Below are 18,360 nucleotides of genomic sequence, written 5' to 3'. Positions count from 1 at the left end.
GTCGCGGAGCCGCGTCATAGGGGCCGCCGCAGCGGCGGGAGGAACGGCAGGTGGGCGCTGCCACCGGTGGCTGCCGCGAGCGCGAGCAGGCACCCTGCCGTTCCGGTGGCGAGGTCCATGGACAGCCGCATCATCTGGTGCCCGGGGAAGGCCAGTTGGCCCTCGTACGCCATCGCGTACCAGCCGAGGGCGGCGATCTGCTCGGCCAGGTGGCGGTCCGTCGCGCTCGGCTCCGTGGTGCGGCCGAGGTGCAGGATCATCCCGGCGCGGCCCTGGAACAGGCCGGGCTGTGCGTAGAAGCGGGAGGTGGCGGCGGTGAGGATGCCGGAGCGCGCCTTGTCGAACTCCGCGTCGGCGGCGTGCGCGAGATAGTCGTCCAGCACCATGCCGAGGCCCGCGCTGCCGTCACCGAGGTAGGGCAGGGTCCGCCAGCCCTCGTCGACCTCCAGACCACCGCCGCTCTTCTGCACCACGCAGCACTCCAGATCCCGGCGCAGCGCCACTGAGGCCGCGTCCAGCAGCCCGGCGTCGCCGGTCCACTCGTACTGCCGCAGCAGGAACAGCGCCGGCCCGCTTGCACCCCGCAACAGCCCGGCCCGCCGCCGGGGCGTGTCGGGCAGCGGCTCGGCAAGGCGTCCCACGACGATCTCCGCCGCTTCGGCGGCCCGCTCGCGCAGCTCCGACTCACCCGTGGTGCTTGCCAGTTGGCCGAGGACCAGGCCGAGGCCGGCCAGGCCGCCGTGCAGGGTGGAGGAGAGGTTCTGCCACTTCTCGGCGAGGATGCCCTCGACCAGGTCGAGCGCCCGCTGCCGGTGGCCGAGCCGGTCCAGGACGTGCGCGACGCCCGCAAGCCCGTCGTAGAGGCCGAGCGGTGTGCCGGGCGGTGGCGGGGCCGTACGGTTGAGGAGCCAGCGTTCGCCCTCCTCGTACCGTTCGGCTCCGGTCTCGGCCAGCGCGTACAGCACTCCGGCCGCACCGTGCGCGAGCCCGAGTCCGCCGCCGTCGGAGAACTGGGCGATGTCGCCCGGGAAGAGCCGGTCCTCGCGCTCCGGGGTGGCCGAGGCGAGGATCGCCTTGACCATCGAGTCACGGCTGTGCGGCCAGTCGCCGGGCCGCACCAGCGCCGGTGCGCCCACACCGGCGCCGCGCGTGATCTCCGCGACCGCCTCGTCCAGGAACTCCCGCGGCACGTCCGGGAACTGCTCCGCGATCACCTCGGCCAGGTGCGCCGCCTTGCCCCGGTCGACCACAAAGAGAGTGGTCACGGGCAGGAACAGCGCGAGCCGTAAGCACGCCAGCGCATAACGGTCGACATCCGTGCCCCTCCGGTCGGGCGGGGCGAAGAAGCCGGGGTGCGCGACGACCTGACGGCCGTTTTCCGTCACCGGCGCCGCCGCCTCGAAGTCGAGCAGGAACACCGACTCCTCGTCCGGCGCCACCATGATGTTGAAGACGTGCAGGTCGTTGAAGACGATCCCGCGCGCATGCACCGCCTCCACCGCACGCTGCACCGCCCCGTGGATGCGCACCGCCCACGCCGTGTACCGCGCGACGGCCTCCGGATCCGGGTCCGGGGTGAGCAGCGGATGCCGTTCGGCGAAGAAGGAGTTGAGCGGGCGCCCCTCCAGGAAGTCCATGACCAGGAACCGGTGGTCGCCCAACGTGAACCAGTCCCGTACCTCGGGCACCACTCCGGTGCCCGCCACCTGCTCCAGCGCCTGCTTCTCGCGCTCCAGCCGGGTGATCGCGTCCGCGCCGTCGGAGGCCAGGCCCGCGTGCGGCCGCCCCTCCTTGAGGACCACCTTGCGCCCGTCACGGGTGTCGGTGCCCGCGTACACCCCGCCGCCGTTGGAGAAGTGCAGCGCCTTCTCGATGCGATACGGCAACTCGCCCACCGTCGTGGTGTTGCGGGCCGCCAGATGCGGCTCCAGGAACGCCGGCAGCGTCACCCACTCAGGCACCTGGAAGGACGGCGCCCGCCGGTCCGGAACCAGTGCCCCGGCGCCGTCCCGCACCGCCGGCACGAGCGAGCCCCGCTCGTCGACGACGAAGGTGCGCGCGAAAGCGCCGTAGCGGACGTAGAGCGGCCCGTCGTGCCAGCGCAGATCGGTGAGGATGTACGGCCCCTCGAAGCCCTCCAGCAACTGGCCCAGTTCGCGCAGCACCTGGTGGAGCTGCTCCTCGTCGGCCGGGTAGACGGTGACGAACTTGCCGCTGGTGTCGCGGGCCGCGTACTTGGTGTTGCGCAGATGCAGCAGATGCGGTCCCGGCACGAACTTGAACGGGATCCGGCGCGGCACGCAGTAGTCCCACACGATCGCCGCGATCCGCTCCGCGTTCGCCCGGGTGGCCGATGCGTGGATCTTCCAGCCCTGCGCCGGGCCCGGCAGCGCGCTGCCGTCCGCGCCGAGCGGCGTCAGCGTCAGCCAGTCGCCGATCCGCGCCGCGTCCCAGCCCTCCGGCACCTGACGACGGGCGGTCTCGAAGAGCGGCGCCGGCTGCTGTCCGGCGCCGGCAATCCGGTCCGGCGTCTCGTAGAAGTGTCTGTCCGCGAGTGCGTACACCTCGTACCGCTTGTCCATGGATTCCCCTCCGTGGCCCGGCACCGACACTTCCAGCCGTCCGAGGGCCCGGGACAGTCACGCCTGTCACGAGATCACCGTGCGATACGCATGCGTTAAGACATGTTCGGCGCGTTTCGAGTGGGCAGGCCCGACGGCCTCCACGGAATGCTCACAGGGGCTGCGCAGGCGTCTCATACGCGCTGTAATTGCGGACGTGGTCAGTGAGGGCGCCGAGGCACGCAGAACGAGAACTGTGCGCGCCGAAGGTGCCCTGAAAGCGCTCGCGTCCGGTCCGGCCTCACCCGAGCGGGTGCGCCGGGTCCTGGAGCAGGCGCTGGTCTTCGCCGGGGCGGCGTTCGCCGGTGTGTACACCCCGGAGGAGGGCGGCGACCTGCTGTGCCTGGTGGAGTCGGCGGGCGTACCGCGGACGCTGTTCGGGCTGCGCGACAGCTACCCGCGCTCCGGCGGCTCCCCGGTCGCCGACAGCCACCGCTCGGGGAGCCCGGTGTGGCTGGGGCCCGAGGAACTCGCGGGGGACGCCGAGGCGCGGCGGACGCCGCCGCGGGACTTCCACCTGGCGGTGCTTCCCGCGCGCGGGAACGGGGACGGCGGCTGTCTGCTGGCCGTCAGCGAGCGGCCGGACGGCTTCGACACCGAGGACCGCAAGTGCCTGGAGCTGATCGCCGACGCCGTCGGCTGTCCCGCCCCCGCCCGCGCCGCCGAGGGCGCTGAGCTGCCGGCCAACGCGTTCAGCCTCGCCATGGACAGCGGCCGGGTCGAGGTCGGCGACGACATCCTGGAGCTGTTCGCCGTCACCCGCGCCGAGTTCGACGGCAGGGTCGAGACCCTGCTGGGCCTGACGGTGCCGGAGGACCTGCCCGCACTGATGTCCGTGGTCGAGGCGGACCACATGTCGATCGGCGACCGTGAGCTGGAGTTCCGGGTCCTGCAGCCCTCAGGCCCGCCCAAGTGGCTGCGGCTGCGCGGGCGTCTGCTGTCCGGGGGCGAGGGCCGGCCCGCCATGCTCGTCGGCACGGTCGCCGACGCCTCCAAGCTGCGCTCCGAGGTCACCGACGTGGCCCGCGTCCAGCGCCTCGCCGCCATGCTCGCCACCGCCGGCACCGTCCGCGACGTCAGTCAGGCCGTGGTGTCCGCCCTGCGCAAGCCGCTGCAGGCCGACCGGATCGCGCTCGCCGAGCTGGAGGGCGACCGGCTCGTCGTCACGGTCCTCGATCCGCCCGATCCGGAATCCTGGCCGGAGCTGTGGCGCCTGGAGTGGCGCACCGAGTGGCCCGACGCGCCCGTGCGCGCCATGCCCACCCTGGCCGCTGCCCTGCGCGAGGGCCGTGCCCGCATCTGGCCCGCCGGCACCCCCCTGGAGCCGGCCCTCGCCGAGGTCGGCCCCGGCGGACTCGCCGTGCTGCCGCTGCCCGCCGGCAACCGCATGGCCGGCGCCTGTCTCATCGGCTGGGACAGCCCGCACGACTTCGGCCCCGACGAGCGCGCCCTGCTCACCGCGTCCGCGGGCCTCGCGGGCCAGGCTCTGATGCGTGCCCACGCGTTCGACGCCGAGCACGAACTGGTCGGCATGCTTCAGCGGCAGCTGCTGCCGCGCCGCCTGCCCAAGCTGCCCGGCGCGGTCGCCGTCGCCCGCTATCTGCCCACCACGGCGGGCCTGGAGGTCGGCGGCGACTGGTACGACGTGATCCCGCTGCCCGACAACCACGTCGCCCTCGTCATCGGTGACGTCCAGGGCCACAACGCGAGCGCCGCCACCCTCATGGGCCAGATGCGCACCGCGCTGCGCGCCTACGCCGTCGAGGGCCACCCGCCGGACGTGGTCGTCTCCCACGCCAACCGGCTCCTGACGGACATGGAGACCGACCTCTTCGCCACCTGCTGCTACGTCGACGTGGACATGGAGGAGGGCTCCGCCTGGTACGTGCGCGCAGGTCATCTGCCGCCGGTGCTGCGCCACCCGGACGGCAGCACCGAGGTGCCCGAGTCCGACGGGGGGCCGCCGCTCGGCGTGGTCGCCCAGGCCGACTTCCCGATGAGCGCGCTGCGGCTGCAGCCCGGCACGGTCCTCGCGCTCACCACGGACGGCCTGGTCGAGTCCGCGGAGGCAGACATCGACGACGGTATGGAGCGGCTCGCCCGGGAACTGTCCGGTTCCGACCCCGGTCACCTCGGCCTGGTCGCCGACGCCCTGCTCGGCAACGCCCGGCGCAGCGACGACGTCGCGCTGCTCCTGCTGCGCTACGACGGCATGGCGCTGCGTCCGCTGCGCGACAGCTGGACGGTCTGGCGCGTGCCCGAGGCGGTCGGTCACACCCGTCGCTTCACCCGCCGCACCCTCCGGGCCTGGGGGGTGACGCGCGACGACATGGATGCCGTACTCCTGGTCGTCTCCGAACTCGTCACCAACGCCCTGGTGCACACCGACGGCCAGGTCCGCCTCGACCTCACCCTGCTCGACAACCGGCTGCGCGTCTCGGTCGCCGACGCCTCGCCGCGCACCCCGGTGAAACCGACCAGCATCGGCTGGGAGGCCACCGGCGGCCGCGGCATCCTCCTTGTGGAAGCGATGTCCGAGACGTGGGGGACCGTGCCGGCCAGCGGCGGCAAACAGGTGTGGGCGGAGCTCCTGCTCAGTTCGTGACGTTGGCGGTGATCAGGCGGAGCAAGTGTTTGGCCAGGGCGTCCCCTGAGTGTCGACAGGACGCCGAAGTGGGGCCTGCCCGCGGCGTGTTCCACGGGGCGGATACGGCGTTTGACCGGGCCGCCGAAGGGGACCCGGTCAACAGCCACTGAAGCAGAAGGAAGATGAACCGCCGTGACGCCGCACACCACAGACAAGCCAGCGATCCGTCGACCGGAGACCGGTTGGGCGAGGGCCCGGCGGCTGCGGGGCAAGGGCGTTCTGCGTACCTGCGTTCCGGCGGTTCTCGAGCAGGGCACCTGCCGAACGGACCACCTTGGCCCGGAGGGCAACATCGTGCGGGGCGAGGACTGACCACCGGCGCGCCCACCCGCACCAGCGCGTAGTAGTCGCACTTCGGCCAACAGCTCGTCCCCCGTGGCCGACAAGCGGGGCCCACACGCCCCTGATTCACCAGGCGCTGGGCCTCGACATCCCCAACAGGACGCCGCCCGGCGGGTGTTGGCCGACCCGGATCAACGCCGATGGGCCCGGCCCCCAATCCCGCCTGTGCCTGCGCGGGGCCCGCCTGATCCATCTCTGCACCGAAGGACGTCTTCGGCGGGCGACGTGCCTACCCCGTATCCCGAAGATCATGCCACCGTCCTGAGCAGCGCGTACGGCCGCACCGTGCTCGCCGGTGGCCGAGGAGCTTCCCACATCGAGCGCAATCGCGCGAACCGCTTGGCTCGACGGCGTTCACGGGCGTAGTTTCGTCCGCACGATGATCGACCTGGAGTCCCGCCACGACACCCTCGACGTCGTCGACGACCAGCGCGGGCAGCCCACGTGGAGCGCGGACGTCGCCGTACGTCGCGCCGACCTCGGCCCGCACCCGGGCCGGGGTGCGAGCGGTGTCCTCCATGCCGCCGGCTGTGGCAAGGCCTCCTGGTACGAGTCGGCCCGAGAGGTCTGCGCCCGCCTCGGCGCGGACCCCGGCCCGGTGCGGCGAGTGAGCAGCGGGGCCTTCCCGCGGCTTGCTCCCCGCCCCGCGTACGGCGCCCTCGCCCACGGTCGTCGGCAGGAGCTGGGTCTGCCGGCGCTACGCGACCGGCGATCCGCCCTGCATGAAGCATTCCCCCTTATCCGCAAGGAGTCCCCTTCGTGAAACGCCATGAATTCCTGCGGGGTCTGCACAAGGCCACCGCGAACCGCAACTACCTGGAGATCGGAGTCAACGACGGCCGCAGTCTCACGCTGTCCCGCGTCCCCAGCATCGCGGTCGACCCCGCGTTCAAGGTGGTCACGGAGATCCGGTGCGACGTCCACCTGGTGAAGGCCACCAGCGACGACTTCTTCGCCCGCGACAACCCCCTCGGCCACCTCAAGGGCGGCCGCCACCCCGTGCGCAACCTGCGCCGGGGCCGCAGCCCGATCGGTTACTGGCGGCGCACCACGCTCGACCTCGCGTTCATCGACGGCATGCACCTGTTCGAGTACGCGCTGCGGGACTTCATCAACATCGAGAAGCACTCGGACTGGTCGAGCGTGATCGTCTTCGACGACATGCTGCCGCGCAGCATCGACGAGGCCGCCCGCGACCGGCACACCGACGCCTGGACCGGCGACGTCTACAAGCTCATCGAGATCCTGAACCGCTACCGGCCCGATCTCGTGACCGTCCTCGTCGACACCCAGCCCACCGGCCAGCTGATCGTCTTCGGCGCCGACCACCAGAACACGGTGCTGAAGGACAAGTACGACGAGATCATCGCCGAGTTCCAGGTGCCCGACCCCCAGAAGGTGCCCGAGACGGTCCTCGAGCGGGTGAAGGCGGTCACGCCCGAGACCCTGCTGGGGGCCGACTTCTGGCGCCCCCTGGTCCGTGCCCGCAACCGCGGCCTCAGCCGCTCCCGCGGCTGGCAGCCGCTGCGCTCGGCCCTGGAGGGCCTGACGGCCGGCCGCTGAACTGCCGGCTGCCGCGCAACTCCTCGTAACGGGAGGTGCAGGCGTCGTACGACGGCAGGAGCCCGGTCCGCCGGGGCCCTGCCGACGACGGCGCCTGCACGCCCTTCGGGGACAGCACCGGAGGGATGCCCTCGGGCCAGGCGACGCCCAGATCCGGCGGCAGGGGGTGCACACCGTGCTCACGCGCCCGCTGTGCCCAGGGAGCGCCCCTTTTCACGCCTTGGCCGCCCGGGATGCCGCACGCCGTCTGAGGACCGCGGCCAGCGCGCGCCGTGCCCTGCGGGCCAGCCGCCGTACCGCCGAGGGCCTGGGAGTCCGTACCACCTTGATCGAGTTCGCGTCCGCGTGCAGGGCGAGCGGCAGCGGGAGGAAGCGCGGCTCGGCTGCGTCGGGGGCCGCGCACAGGGCGGTCCGCCAGGTCGGGCCGCTGAGGCCGGCAACGGTCGGGGCGGCCTCCAGCAGGGCCCCGCCCCCGGCCGGGGACAGCGTGCCGGGTACGTCCACCGACCTGTCGGGCGAGGTCAGCCGCAGCAGTACGGCCGTCTCGGCAGGGACGTGCAGCGGCAGGGGTGCGCGCAGTCGGCCCCCGGAGACACTCACGGCGTCCGGAGCGAGCCGGCCGAGGCCGAGTCGCTGGTTGGCCCGGTCGACGTCCAGGGAGAGATTGCCGTGCTGGTCGGTCCAGTACGGCAGGACCACCCGCCCGCCCACGACCGCCGCGGACGTGGCGGCACGGGCCTTGCGCGGGCCCGGGCCCACGCGGGACGTCTTGCTCCAGCCGCCCAGCCTGACGCGGGCGTACATGTCCCACACCCCGGCGCGCAGCGGCGCGCCGTCCACCGCGCCGGCCGGGTCGACGGTGGCCGTGGCACGCAGCACCAGCCGAACCTGCCCGCTGTCCTCGACCGGCACGATCTCCCGGGTGACCTCGATGGGCTGGAAGTACTGGGCGGCGCTGGAGCGTTCGCGCACCAGCAGGTCCACGGTGGCCTGGCCGAACCGGGCGACGGTGTCGGCGCCCACCCACGCGATCGCCTCGTCGAGGTCCTTCGGCGGTCCGTCCAGCGGGGTGCGGACCCCACCGCCGGGGAACGTCAGCGGCGTACCGCCCGCCGTGAGCTCGGCGGCGACATCGAAGCGCAGCCTGCCGTCCTGCCACTCGACGGTCCCGGGCCGGGCCGAGAGGCCGAGCCCGGTCTCCCACTCGGCGAAGGCCACCACGTCGTCGTACCGGTCGGCGGCGACGAATGCGGCCACGACCTGCTGCGTCGGCTGCAGTCCGACGGCGACACCGGGGCCGAAGCGTTCGACGACGACCCGGCGGATCTCCTCGAACTGCTTGCGCCGGTAGTCGTCCGGCTGGGTGAGGAGACGGTTGCCGCGCAGCCGCTCCACCATCTCCACGCGCAGCCAGCGGCGGTGGAGGCTGTCGCGCACCGCGCCGGGCTCGGTGTACTGGTCGACGACGTCCAGCGCCTCCCGCAGGTTCTTGAAGTACCCGACCGGGTCGAACTGCTGGAAGCCCGCGTTGGAGGAGTCGTCGCGCCGGATGTGGTAGTAGCAGACGTAGTCGCCGATCACGGACACGTTGGCCGCGCGCAGATACGCCTCCGTCACGAAGACGTGGTCCTCCAGGCGCCGTCTGCCCTCGGGGAAGCGCAGGCCGATCTCGTCCAAAAAGGCCCGGCGGAACATCTTGTGCGGGGTGAGGCTGTCGATGAGCGGGGCGTCCCGCACACTGGCCCGCGGCCGGTTGCGGCGGAACAGCTCCACCGGCACCCCGCGGCCCTGGCCGGCCATCTTGCCGACGACGACGTCGGCGCCGTTGGCCACACCGTAGCCGTACATCCGCTCCAGGGCCTCGTCGCCGAGGCGGTCGTCGTTGTCGACGAACATCACGTACTCGCCCTGGGAGGCGTCGATGCCGACGTTGCGGGGCTTGCCCGACCAGCCGGAGTTCTCCTGGTGGATCACCCGGACCCGGGGCTCCTGTGCGGCGAGCGCATCGAGCCGGGCCGGGGTCCGGTCGGTGGAACCGTCGTCGACGAAGATCACTTCGTACTCGTCGGGTGGCAGTGACTGCTTCAGCAACGAGGTGATGCAGTCCTCGATGTAGGGCCCCGGGTTGTAGACGGGGACGATGACGCTGACCTTGACCGGCATCGGGCTTCCGAGCCCCCTCGGGTCGCTCGCCGAAAGTGTGGGTACGGGTGGCCAGATGCTATCTCCGCCGGGCACTCGGCCCCACTCCGCGCCTGCCCCGAGATCGTTTCCGCGGGCCGGTCAGTCGTGCGTCTTGGCCAGCAGTTCCAGGATCTCGGCGGTGGTGCCCGTCTCGCCCAGCCGCGGGAAGATCCGCTCGACGCTGCCCCGGTGGGCCTCCGGGTCCAGGTCGCTCATGGCGTCGGTGGCGAGTGTGACGTGGTAGCCGTGCTCGTGCGCGGCGCGGGCGGTGGACTCCACGCCGATGCTGGTGGCGATGCCCGTCAGCACGATCTGCGTGACACCGCGGCGGCGCAGCTGGACATCGAGACCAGTGCCGTGGAAGGCACCCCAGTTGCGCTTGGTGACGGTGATGTCGCCGGGGCGACCGGCCAGTTCGGGGACCACGATGTCCCAGCCCTCCGGGAAGGCACCGCCCGGGCGGGAGACCTCGGTGCGGCCTGGGACCGTGTCCGCCCCGTCGGCGGCGAAGGAGACCCGGACCAGCACGACGGGCAGACCGCGGGCGCGGAAGGCGTCGGCGAGTTCCACCGTACGGGTGACGACGTCGGCGCCGCTGTGCGGCTGCACGGGCGCGGCGACGATGCCGGCCTGGAGGTCGATCACGACGAGGGCGGTGCGCGGGTCGAGGGCGGTGACGGTCATGGATCAGGCCTTTCGTTGCGGTACGAGGCTGTCGAGTGAACGGTCGGGGAGGGCGGACGCCAGGAGCAGCGCCGACCCGGCGAGCATGAACACGGCCAGGTCGTGCATCCCGGAGGTGTCGGCGCGGTGGGGGAAGAAGGCCGCGGCGGCGGCGGACGCGGCGAGCGCGCCGAGGTAGCCGAAGGTGCGCAGCAGTCCGGCGGCCGAGGCGGTGCGGGCCGGCTCGGCCTGGCGGTACAGGGCGTTCTGGATGGCGAGACCGAGGAGGCCCTGCGGCACGCCCATCACTGCTCCGACGAGGATCAGCGCCCACATCGGGGTTCCGGCACCGACCAGCAGCAGCGCGGCGCAGCCGGCCATCTGCAGAAGGCTCCCGACGACGAGCTTGCTCCGTACGGCCTCCCGGCGTCCGGTGACGGCGGAGACGGCGAGCCCGGTGGCGGACAGCGACAGCAGCACCAGTCCCGCCGTCGCGGCGGGCAGACCGCGCCCCTGCTCCAGCCACTGGGTGAAGCCGTACATGAAGGCGTACGAGGTCGTGTAGCCGAGCAACTGCCGCACATACGTGACGATCAGCGGGACGTTGCCGCCGAGGACGCGCAGGTCGACGAACGGGTTCGGCACCCGCAGCTCCCGCACCGCGAAACCCGCCGCGGCCACCGCGGCCAGGACCGGCAGGTACCACCGATCGAGCCTCAGGCCCGTCAGGAAGACCATCAGGGAGACCAGCATGACCGCGAACAGCGCCATGCCCGGCAGGTCGACACCCTTTCCCCGGCCCGTCGGCCGCCCGGACGCCCTCGGCAGACGGCGCGCTCCCAGGACCAGACAGGCCACCGACAGCGGCACGTTGACGGTGAAGACGGCCCGCCAGCCACCGAGGCCGATCAGCAGACCACCGAGGGCGGGACCGATCACGGCCACGACCTGGTTGGCCATGGCGAGCGCGGTCAGCACCCCCGCCGGGCTGTCCCGGCCCGTGCGCTCGGCCTCGCTGCGGGTCAGCTGCATGGCCGCCGGATACGCCGCAGACGTCCCGAAGCCGAGCAGCACGCGCGCGCCGATCAGCGCGCCGAGCGAGGGGGCGAGCGCGCCGAGGAGCCCGGCGATCCCCACCAGACCCGTACCGGTCAGATACAGGCGACGCGGCCCGTACATGTCCACGAGCCGCCCGACGACCGGCTGCCCCACCGCGGTGGCCAGGTACAGGGCGGACACCAGCCACACCGTCCGGGCCGGTGGCGCACCGAAGGCGACCCCGATCGGCACCAAGGCCACCGCGATCATCGAGGAGTTGACCGGGTTGAGTACCGAACCGACCAGCATCGGCGCGATCAGCCGCCGGTCGAACCCGGTGGGGGAGGGGCGGGCGGTCCGCGCGCCGCCCCCGATGCCGGAGAGCCGACGTATCACGGCTGCGTGAGCCGTTCCAGCAGCGCCAGCCCCTGGAGGACCGTACGCCGTTCGGCCTCGGTGTAGCGGTCCTGCAGCGCCCGGGCCAGCCATTCCTCACGCGCCTGCCGGTCACCCTCGACCCGCAGACGGCCCGCGTCGGTCAGGGTGACGAGCTGGCGGCGGCCGTCGTCGGGGTCGGGACTGCGCCGGATCAGCCCCTGCCGGTCCAGCGCGGCGAGCGTGGTCGCCATCGACTGCGGCCGCACACCCTCCGCCGTGGCCAGCGCACTGGCCGTGGCAGCCCCGTGCTTCGCCACCAGGGTGAGCGCGGAGACCTGGGGCGGCGTGAGCTCGTCGTCCTCCGCGACCTCCCTGATGCGCCGCCGCAGCCGACTGACCACCACCCGCAGATCGCGCGCCGCACGGGAGGCGGACTCGCCGATTCCCTCGGTGGGGCCGGTGGCCTGTGTATCCATACCCCGACCGTAAAACCGTAAGGTGAAACTGTCCAGTCCAGGCTGAACAGTTTTCCCTGTAGATCAACTTGTCGTGACGGGCCAACGGCATCCGCACGGCCCGACCCCGGCGCCCGCGTGCTCTACGTCGACCACGACCCCGTCGTCCTGGTCCACGCCCGGGCGCTGCTCGTCGGCTCCCCGGAAGGAGCGACCGACTTCCTGGAGGCCGACCTGCGCGACCTGCACCGCATCCTCAGCCACCTCGTCCTCTTCCACCCCGCCGCGGACATCGGCGCCGAGGCGGTCGCCGCGTCGATGCGCGTGTACAACGAACGGGCCGCCGACCACGCCGGCGCGACACCTCGCATCCACGCCGAGGTCACCCGCTTCTTCGCCGGAACGGACCTGCTCGCCCCGGGTGTCGTCGAACTCCCCGAATGGCGCCCCGGCCCCGGAGACGGCCCGGCGCCGGGCCTTCCGATGTGGTGCGGTGTCGGCCGCAAACCCTGAGCGACGCACCGGGCGGACCGCTCACCCCGCGGCGCCGACGCCGTCTCTAGGCTGAGCACGTGCGCCTTCTGCTGACGACCGACACCCACCTCCCCCAACGCGCCAAGCAACTGCCCGAGCCGCTGCTGGCCGAACTCCCGCGCGCCGACGTCGTGTTCCACGCCGGGGACTGGGTCGACACCGCCACCCTCGACCTGCTGGAGGCCCGCTGCCGCAGGGTCGTCGGCGTGTACGGCAACAACGACGGACCGGAGCTGCGCGCCCGGCTGCCCGAAGTGGCGTACGCCGAGCTCGGCGGAGTGCGTTTCGCGGTCGTGCACGAGACGGGCCCGGCACAGGGCCGGGAGGCGCGCTGTGCCGCCCGGTTCCCCGACGTCGACGTGCTGGTCTTCGGGCACAGCCACATCCCCTGGGACACGACGGCCCCCGGCGGGCTGCGCCTGCTCAACCCCGGCTCCCCGACCGACCGGCGCCGCCAGCCCCACTGCACGTACATGACCGCCTCCGTGGCCGACGGCCTCCTCACCGACGTGCAGCTGCACCGCCTGCCCCCGAGATAGCCACCGGTTTCGGGACAGCGGGGCGGGGCACCCGGCAGCGGCGGCCGTACGTGCGCATCCGGCATCCGGCGGCGTTGTCAGACCCTCCTGTTACCAAGGAACCATGATTGGATCACCGGCAACGCTTCTGCGGCGCGCGGTGAGCCCCGCACGGCACGAGGGCTCGCCGCGGACCGTCCTGTTCGTCATGTGCACCGGGTACTTCCTGGTGCTGCTCGACGTGACCATCGTCAACGTGGCACTGCCCCGCATCGGTTCGGGCCTGGGCACCGACATCGGCGGCCTGCAGTGGGTGGTGGACGGCTATGCGCTGGCGCTCGCCGCCCTCATGCTCACCAGCGGCACGGCCGGGGACCTGTACGGACACCGGCGCGTGGTCCTCGCCGGACTCGTCGTCTTCGGCGCCGGCTCGCTGGCCTGCGGACTCGCCCCCGGTGTCCCCGTCCTGGTCGCCGCCCGGGTGGTCCAGGGCGTGGGTGCGGCGCTGCTGCTGCCGGGCACGCTGGCCATCATCAGCCGCGCCTTCCCCGACGACGCGGCACGCGCCCGGGCCATCGGCGTCTGGGCCGGCACAGGCAGCCTGGCGCTGCCCGCAGGCCCCTTGCTCGGCGGCGCCCTCACCGAAGCCCTCGGCTGGCGGGCGATCTTCCTGCTGAACGTGCCGATCGTGCTGGTCGCCCTCGTGTGGTCCGCCGCGATCGTGCGGGAGAGCAGGGAAGAGCAGGCCCGGCGTCTGGACGTGCCGGGACTGCTGCTCGCCAGTCTGCTGCTCCTGGCGACCACGTACGCCTTCATCGAGGGCGGACGCGCCGGCGCCGGTGCCCCGCAGGTGCTTGCGGCCGCGGCGCTCGCCGTCCTCGCCGTGCCGGCACTGGCCGTGGTCGAACTGCGCCGCGGGGACGAGGCGATGCTGCCCGTTCCGCTGCTGCGGCGACCCGCCTTCGACGCGGCCAACGTGGTGGCCGGGATCATGAACATGGGCACGCTCGGCACGCTGTTCGTGCTGATGCTGTTCCTGCAGTCGGTCCAGGACCGCTCCGCACTGCTCGCGGGCGCCGCCGTGATACCGCTGTTCGCCCCGCTCGCCGTCATCGCCCCGTTCGGCGGGCGCATCACCAGCCGGATCGGGGCGCGACTTCCGGCCGCCGCCGGTCTGCTCGTCGCCACGGCCGGGCTCGCCCTCCTCGCCCTGGCCGCACCGCACTCCACGTACCTCGTCCTGCTGCCCGCGTTCCTGCTGTGGGGCATCGGCATGGGCTTGCTGACCCCCGCGGTCGTCGCCGCGGCCATCGCGGCCGTCCCGGCCGAACGGTCGGGACTGGCCTCGGCGATGAACAACACCGCACGCCAGACCGGCGGTGCCATAGGCATCGCGGTGGCGGGCGCGGTCGCCGGACAGCCCGGTGACGAGACACGTTTCGTACGGGGCTTCCACGCCGTCGCCCTCGGGGCAGCGGGCCTCTACGCGGCGGCCGCGGTGCTCGCCCTGCTGGTGCTGCCGGGCGCCCTGCTTCCGGGCGGCGAGAGGTGACGTGAGCGGCGTTCGTGGAAGCAGCGGTGCTGTGTCGCGGGAGCGTGCAGGCCCCATCGGGCGCCGCCTACCCCTCCGGCGGCGCCCCACGCCCCGAAATCCGATCGAAGTCCAGCCGCCGCTCCGCTGAGATGGACGGCGTGCTGATCGACGCAGCTCTCGTACGTCGTCTGCTCGTTGCCCAGTTCCCGCAGTGGGCCCAGCTGCCGGTCGTCCCGGTGCCGCAGTCCGGCATGGACAACGCCGCCTTCCGGCTCGGCGACGAGCTGTCCGTACGTCTGCCGCGTCACGCGCACTGGGCCGGCCAGGTGCCCGCCCTGCAGGTCGCCGACCCCACCGGCGGCCCGGCCCCGAAGTGAACTCGTGGTGAACTCCAGGACTTCCTCCAACGGGCGTTACGCCGACGGATGGATGGCCCCTCCGGTAGCCGTCAGCGGGGCGCCGCTGCCGCCCCAGCGCAGCGCGACGATCTCGGCGGCGACGGACACGGCGACCTCCTCGGGTGTACGGGCGCCGAGGTCGAGGCCGACGGGCGAGCGCAGCCGGGACAGTTCGCTCTGGGTGAGCCCGGCGTCGAGCAGGCGTTTCATGCGGTCGTCGTGGGTGCGGCGGCTCCCCATCGCCCCGATGTAGGCGGCCGGCCGGCGCAGTGCCTCCTCCAGCAGCGGCACGTCGAACTTGGGGTCGTGGGTGAGGACGCAGATCACCGTGCGTTCGTCGGTCTCGGTGCCCCGCAGATGGCGGTGCGGCCAGTCGGCGATCACCTCGACGGCGTCCGGGAAGCGTTTGGGCGTGGCGAACACCGGGCGGGCGTCGCACACGGTGACCCGGTAGCCGAGGAAGCTGCCGATGCGGGCGACCGCGGCCGCGTAGTCGATGGCGCCGAAGACCAGCATGCGCGGCGGCGGGGCGAAGGAGTGCAGGAAGACGGTGACCGCGTCCTCGCGGCGCTCGCCGTGCGGGCCGTAGTGGCGCAACCCGGTGGCTCCCAGGGCGAGTTCGCCACGCGCGTCGGCCGTGACGGCGACATCCAGGCCGGTCGGACCCAGCGTGCCGGACACCTGGTCGGGCCAGACGGCGAGGGTGGCCCCGATCGTCGCCGGCCCGTCCGTCACCGTCGCCACGGTCACCGGGCGGCCCTCGGCCACGGATCGCGCGACCGCGGCGAACCCCGGGTCGGTCTCGTGCGTGACGGGCCGCACCAGCAGCGTGATCTCACCGCCGCAGGTGAGCCCGACCGCGAACGCGTCCTCGTCGCTGTAGCCGAAGGTCTCCAGGCGGGCCTCGCCGGTCTCGACGACCTCGCGGGCGAGCTCGAACACCGCGCCCTCCACGCAGCCCCCGGACACGCTGCCCACGACCTCGTCGCCGGGCCCCACGGCCATGGCCGCACCGGGATCACGCGGTGCGCTGCGGCTCACGGCGACCACGGTCGCAAGTCCGAACGGGACCCGGGCCGCGTACCACTCGCTCAGCGTCGGGAGAATCTCACGCACGATCCGCTCCTTCCACGGGCGCCGGGCAGTCCCCCCGCACCGCCGCCGCCGGACTGTGCCCCTCGACGAAAGCGTCCACGCTCGGCAGCGCCGCCGCCATCCAGACGGCCACAGGTGCGCAGCCGGGGCGCGCCTTGCGCGGATCGGCCCGGATCACCCGGTGCGGACGCCGCATCCGGGCGCCGAGCAGCCCGGGGTCGCCACGCTCCCACCCGTCGGACAGGAACTCGCGCAGCAGTCATTGGGTGAGCATTAATCCGTTGCCGCCGTGACGCCGGTTCTGATGCACTTCATGGGTTGTGTCACCGCACCGTCCAGGAGAAGCAATGCGAGCACCGTTCATGTCCGCCCAGGAAGGAATGACCCACTCTTCGAAGGACATGACGCTTCGTGCACTTGCTCAACCTTGGCATCCTCGCGCACGTCGACGCAGGTAAGACCAGCCTGACCGAGCGGCTGCTGCACTCGGTCGGAGTGATCGACGAGCCCGGCCGTGTCGACGACGGGAACACCCGCACCGACACCCTCGCGCTGGAGCGGCAGCGCGGCATCACCATCAAGTCCGCCGTCGTCTCGTTCGCGATCGACGACGTGACGGTCAACCTCATCGACACCCCCGGCCACCCGGACTTCATCGCCGAGGTGGAGCGGGTGCTCGGAGTGCTCGACGGCGCGGTCCTCGTCGTCTCGGCCGTCGAGGGCGTCCAGGCGCAGACGCGCGTCCTGATGCGGACGCTGCAGCGGCTGCGCATCCCCACCCTCCTGTTCGTCAACAAGACCGACCGCCGCGGGGCGCGGTACGACGGCGTACTGCGGGAGATCCGCGAGCGGCTCACCCCGGCGGTCGTGCCGACGGGGACGGTCGGCGGACTCGGCACGCCCGCTGCCCGGTTCGTGCCGGGACTCCCTGAGGCGGCGCTCGACGTCCTGGCGGACCATGACGACGAGCTGCTCGCCGCCTGGGTGGAGGGCGGTGATATGTCGCATGCCACCCTCCGTGCAGCCCTCACCACCCAGACCCGCCAGGCCCTCGTCCACCCCGTCCACTTCGGTTCAGCCATCACCGGCTCAGGCGTGAACGCCCTGGTCGCAAGCATCAAAGAGCTCCTGCCCCCGTCCGACGGCGACCCCGACGGGCCGGTCTCGGGCACCGTCTTCAAGGTCGAGCGAGGCCCGGCAGGGGAGAAGGTGGCGTACGCGCGCATGTTCTCCGGCACCCTGCGCACCCGCGACCGGATCCCCTTCGGCGAGACGCGCACCGAGGGAAGAGTCACCGCGATCAGCGTCTTCGACCACGGCACCGACGTCCGGGCGGACGCCGTCCCCGCCGGACGGATCGCCAGGCTGTGGGGCCTGACCGACATCAGGATCGGCGACGCGCTCGGCGAACCCCGCAAGGTCCACGAGCACTTCTTCGCCCCGCCCACGCTGGAGACGGTGGTCGTCCCGGGCCCGGGCGTGGACACCCGCAAGCTCCACCTCGCGCTCACCCAGCTCGCCGAACAGGACCCGCTGATCGACCTGCGCCACGACGAGGTGCGCCAGGAGACCTCCGTGTCCCTCTACGGCGAGGTCCAGAAGGAGGTCGTCCAGGCCACGCTCGCCGAGGAGTTCGGGCTCGACGTCACCTTCCGGGAGACCACGGTCATCTGCATCGAGCGGCCGTCCGGGCCGGGAGCGGCGGTCGAGTTCAACAAGAAGGACCCGAACCCGTTCCTGGCCACCGTCGGACTGCGCGTCGACCCCGCACCGGTCGGCTCGGGCGTGCGGTTCGGCCTGGAGGTGGAGCTCGGCGCCATGCCGTACGCCTTCTTCAAGGCAGTCGAGGACACCGTCCGCGAAACCCTGGGCCAGGGTCTGCACGGCTGGCAGGTCACCGACTGCACGGTCACCATGACCCACTCCGGTTACTCGCCCCGGCAGAGCCACGCCCACCAGGGCTTCGACAAGAGCATGTCCAGCACCGGCTACGACTTCCGCGGCCTGACCCCGCTGGTCCTCATCGAGGCACTGCGCCGGGCGGGTACCCGGGTCCACGAGCCGATGCACCGCTTCCGCCTCGAAGCCCCGGCCGACACCCTCGGCGCCCTGCTGCCGGTGCTGGCCGTCCTGCGTGCCGTGCCGCAGACGACCCGGACGCAGGGCGCCGCCTGCGTTCTGGAGGGGGCCGTCCCGGCCGGCCGGGTGCACGAACTGGGGCAGCGGCTGCCCGGACTCACCCGGGGCGAGGGCGAGTTGGAGAGCGCTTTCGACCACTACGCACCGATCACTTACGGAACGGTTCCCGAACGTCCGCGCACCGACCACAACCCCCTCAACCGCAAGGAGTACCTGTTGAACGTGACGCGTCGCGTGACGGGTTGAGGTGG

Annotated in this window: 13 protein-coding genes and 2 pseudogenes; 8 read left to right on the top strand and 7 right to left on the bottom strand. The window is 72.6% G+C overall.

The window, feature by feature from the left end; all coding sequences use genetic code 11:
* Window positions 1-14: 14 nt before the first annotated feature.
* The gene (gene lanKC / locus ACWCRD_RS34740) at window positions 15-2,582 is read right to left on the bottom strand and encodes a class III lanthionine synthetase LanKC (protein ID WP_450969708.1); all 2,568 of its coding nucleotides are present in this window, start codon (window positions 2,580-2,582) and stop codon (window positions 15-17) included.
* Between the two features lie 196 nt (window positions 2,583-2,778).
* On the opposite strand from lanKC, the gene ACWCRD_RS34735 reads away from it, so the two are divergent.
* The 3 genes from ACWCRD_RS34735 (at window position 2,779) to ACWCRD_RS34725 (ending at window position 7,173) form a co-directional block, all read left to right on the top strand.
* On the top strand, window positions 2,779-5,226 hold the full coding sequence (locus ACWCRD_RS34735) for a SpoIIE family protein phosphatase (RefSeq protein ID WP_450969707.1): 2,448 nt from the start codon (window positions 2,779-2,781) through the stop codon (window positions 5,224-5,226).
* Between the two features lie 679 nt (window positions 5,227-5,905).
* A complete protein-coding gene (locus ACWCRD_RS34730) occupies window positions 5,906-6,373 on the top strand; it encodes a sugar nucleotide-binding protein (protein ID WP_450969706.1) in 468 nt (155 codons plus the stop codon).
* On the top strand, window positions 6,370-7,173 hold the full coding sequence (locus ACWCRD_RS34725) for a class I SAM-dependent methyltransferase (RefSeq protein ID WP_450969705.1): 804 nt from the start codon (window positions 6,370-6,372) through the stop codon (window positions 7,171-7,173). Before ACWCRD_RS34730 ends, ACWCRD_RS34725 begins: the two co-directional genes overlap by 4 nt.
* A gap of 213 nt (window positions 7,174-7,386) precedes the next feature.
* Here the strand turns inward: ACWCRD_RS34725 and ACWCRD_RS34720 are convergent, their stop codons facing one another.
* From ACWCRD_RS34720 to ACWCRD_RS34705, 4 genes are all read right to left on the bottom strand, one after another.
* Window positions 7,387-9,336, bottom strand: coding sequence for a glycosyltransferase family 2 protein (locus ACWCRD_RS34720; RefSeq protein WP_450969704.1), 1,950 nt, complete (start codon window positions 9,334-9,336; stop codon window positions 7,387-7,389).
* Between the two features lie 120 nt (window positions 9,337-9,456).
* Window positions 9,457-10,041: a hydrolase gene (locus ACWCRD_RS34715; protein WP_450969703.1), complete on the bottom strand. Its 585-nt coding sequence runs from the start codon at window positions 10,039-10,041 to the stop codon at window positions 9,457-9,459.
* A gap of 3 nt (window positions 10,042-10,044) precedes the next feature.
* Complete coding sequence (locus ACWCRD_RS34710; RefSeq protein ID WP_450969702.1) at window positions 10,045-11,454, bottom strand: MFS transporter; 1,410 nt, start codon at window positions 11,452-11,454, stop codon at window positions 10,045-10,047.
* Complete coding sequence (locus ACWCRD_RS34705; protein WP_450969701.1) at window positions 11,451-11,912, bottom strand: MarR family winged helix-turn-helix transcriptional regulator; 462 nt, start codon at window positions 11,910-11,912, stop codon at window positions 11,451-11,453. The genes ACWCRD_RS34710 and ACWCRD_RS34705 overlap by 4 nt, the downstream gene beginning before the upstream one ends.
* 96 nt (window positions 11,913-12,008) lie before the next feature.
* On the opposite strand from ACWCRD_RS34705, the pseudogene ACWCRD_RS34700 reads away from it, so the two are divergent.
* The 4 genes and pseudogenes from ACWCRD_RS34700 to ACWCRD_RS34685 form a co-directional block, all read left to right on the top strand.
* Window positions 12,009-12,404: pseudogene (locus tag ACWCRD_RS34700) on the top strand (SAM-dependent methyltransferase); the annotation flags it as partial.
* Between the two features lie 59 nt (window positions 12,405-12,463).
* Entirely contained in the window at window positions 12,464-12,964 is a 501-nt protein-coding gene (locus ACWCRD_RS34695) for a metallophosphoesterase family protein (RefSeq protein WP_450969700.1), read from the top strand.
* A 103-nt stretch (window positions 12,965-13,067) separates the two neighbouring features.
* Complete coding sequence (locus ACWCRD_RS34690) at window positions 13,068-14,495, top strand: MFS transporter (protein WP_450969699.1); 1,428 nt, start codon at window positions 13,068-13,070, stop codon at window positions 14,493-14,495.
* Window positions 14,496-14,635: 140 nt separating this feature from the next.
* The gene (locus ACWCRD_RS34685; RefSeq protein ID WP_450969698.1) at window positions 14,636-14,854 is read left to right on the top strand and encodes a hypothetical protein; all 219 of its coding nucleotides are present in this window, start codon (window positions 14,636-14,638) and stop codon (window positions 14,852-14,854) included.
* A gap of 36 nt (window positions 14,855-14,890) precedes the next feature.
* On the opposite strand, the gene ACWCRD_RS34680 is transcribed toward ACWCRD_RS34685, so the two are convergent.
* Both ACWCRD_RS34680 and ACWCRD_RS34675 read right to left on the bottom strand, forming a co-directional pair.
* Window positions 14,891-15,991 (bottom strand): XdhC family protein, encoded by a 1,101-nt coding sequence (locus ACWCRD_RS34680; protein WP_450969697.1) that lies wholly within the window; start codon window positions 15,989-15,991, stop codon window positions 14,891-14,893.
* Window positions 15,984-16,214: pseudogene (locus tag ACWCRD_RS34675) on the bottom strand (hypothetical protein); the annotation flags it as partial. The pseudogene ACWCRD_RS34675 and the gene ACWCRD_RS34680, both read right to left, overlap by 8 nt.
* Before the next feature lie 167 nt (window positions 16,215-16,381).
* Here ACWCRD_RS34675 and ACWCRD_RS34670 point away from each other — a divergent pair.
* Entirely contained in the window at window positions 16,382-18,355 is a 1,974-nt protein-coding gene (locus ACWCRD_RS34670; RefSeq protein WP_450969696.1) for a GTP-binding protein, read from the top strand.
* The last annotated feature ends 5 nt before the right edge of the window (window positions 18,356-18,360 follow it).

It is taken from the genome of Streptomyces sp. NPDC002092, assembly GCF_053593775.1.
Note: the sequence above shows the minus strand (reverse complement) of the source record. Positions and strands in the feature narration are given on the sequence as shown.

What these genes read in the sequence shown, in the direction of transcription:
- lanKC (WP_450969708.1), bottom strand. Translation starts at nt 2,582, where the DNA reads ATGGACAAGCGGTACGAGGTGTACGCACTCGCGGACAGACACTTCTAC.
- ACWCRD_RS34720 (WP_450969704.1), bottom strand. Translation starts at nt 9,336, where the DNA reads ATGCCGGTCAAGGTCAGCGTCATCGTCCCCGTCTACAACCCGGGGCCC.
- ACWCRD_RS34705 (WP_450969701.1), bottom strand. Translation starts at nt 11,912, where the DNA reads ATGGATACACAGGCCACCGGCCCCACCGAGGGAATCGGCGAGTCCGCC.
- ACWCRD_RS34690 (WP_450969699.1), top strand. Translation starts at nt 13,068, where the DNA reads ATGATTGGATCACCGGCAACGCTTCTGCGGCGCGCGGTGAGCCCCGCA.
- ACWCRD_RS34715 (WP_450969703.1), bottom strand. Translation starts at nt 10,041, where the DNA reads ATGACCGTCACCGCCCTCGACCCGCGCACCGCCCTCGTCGTGATCGAC.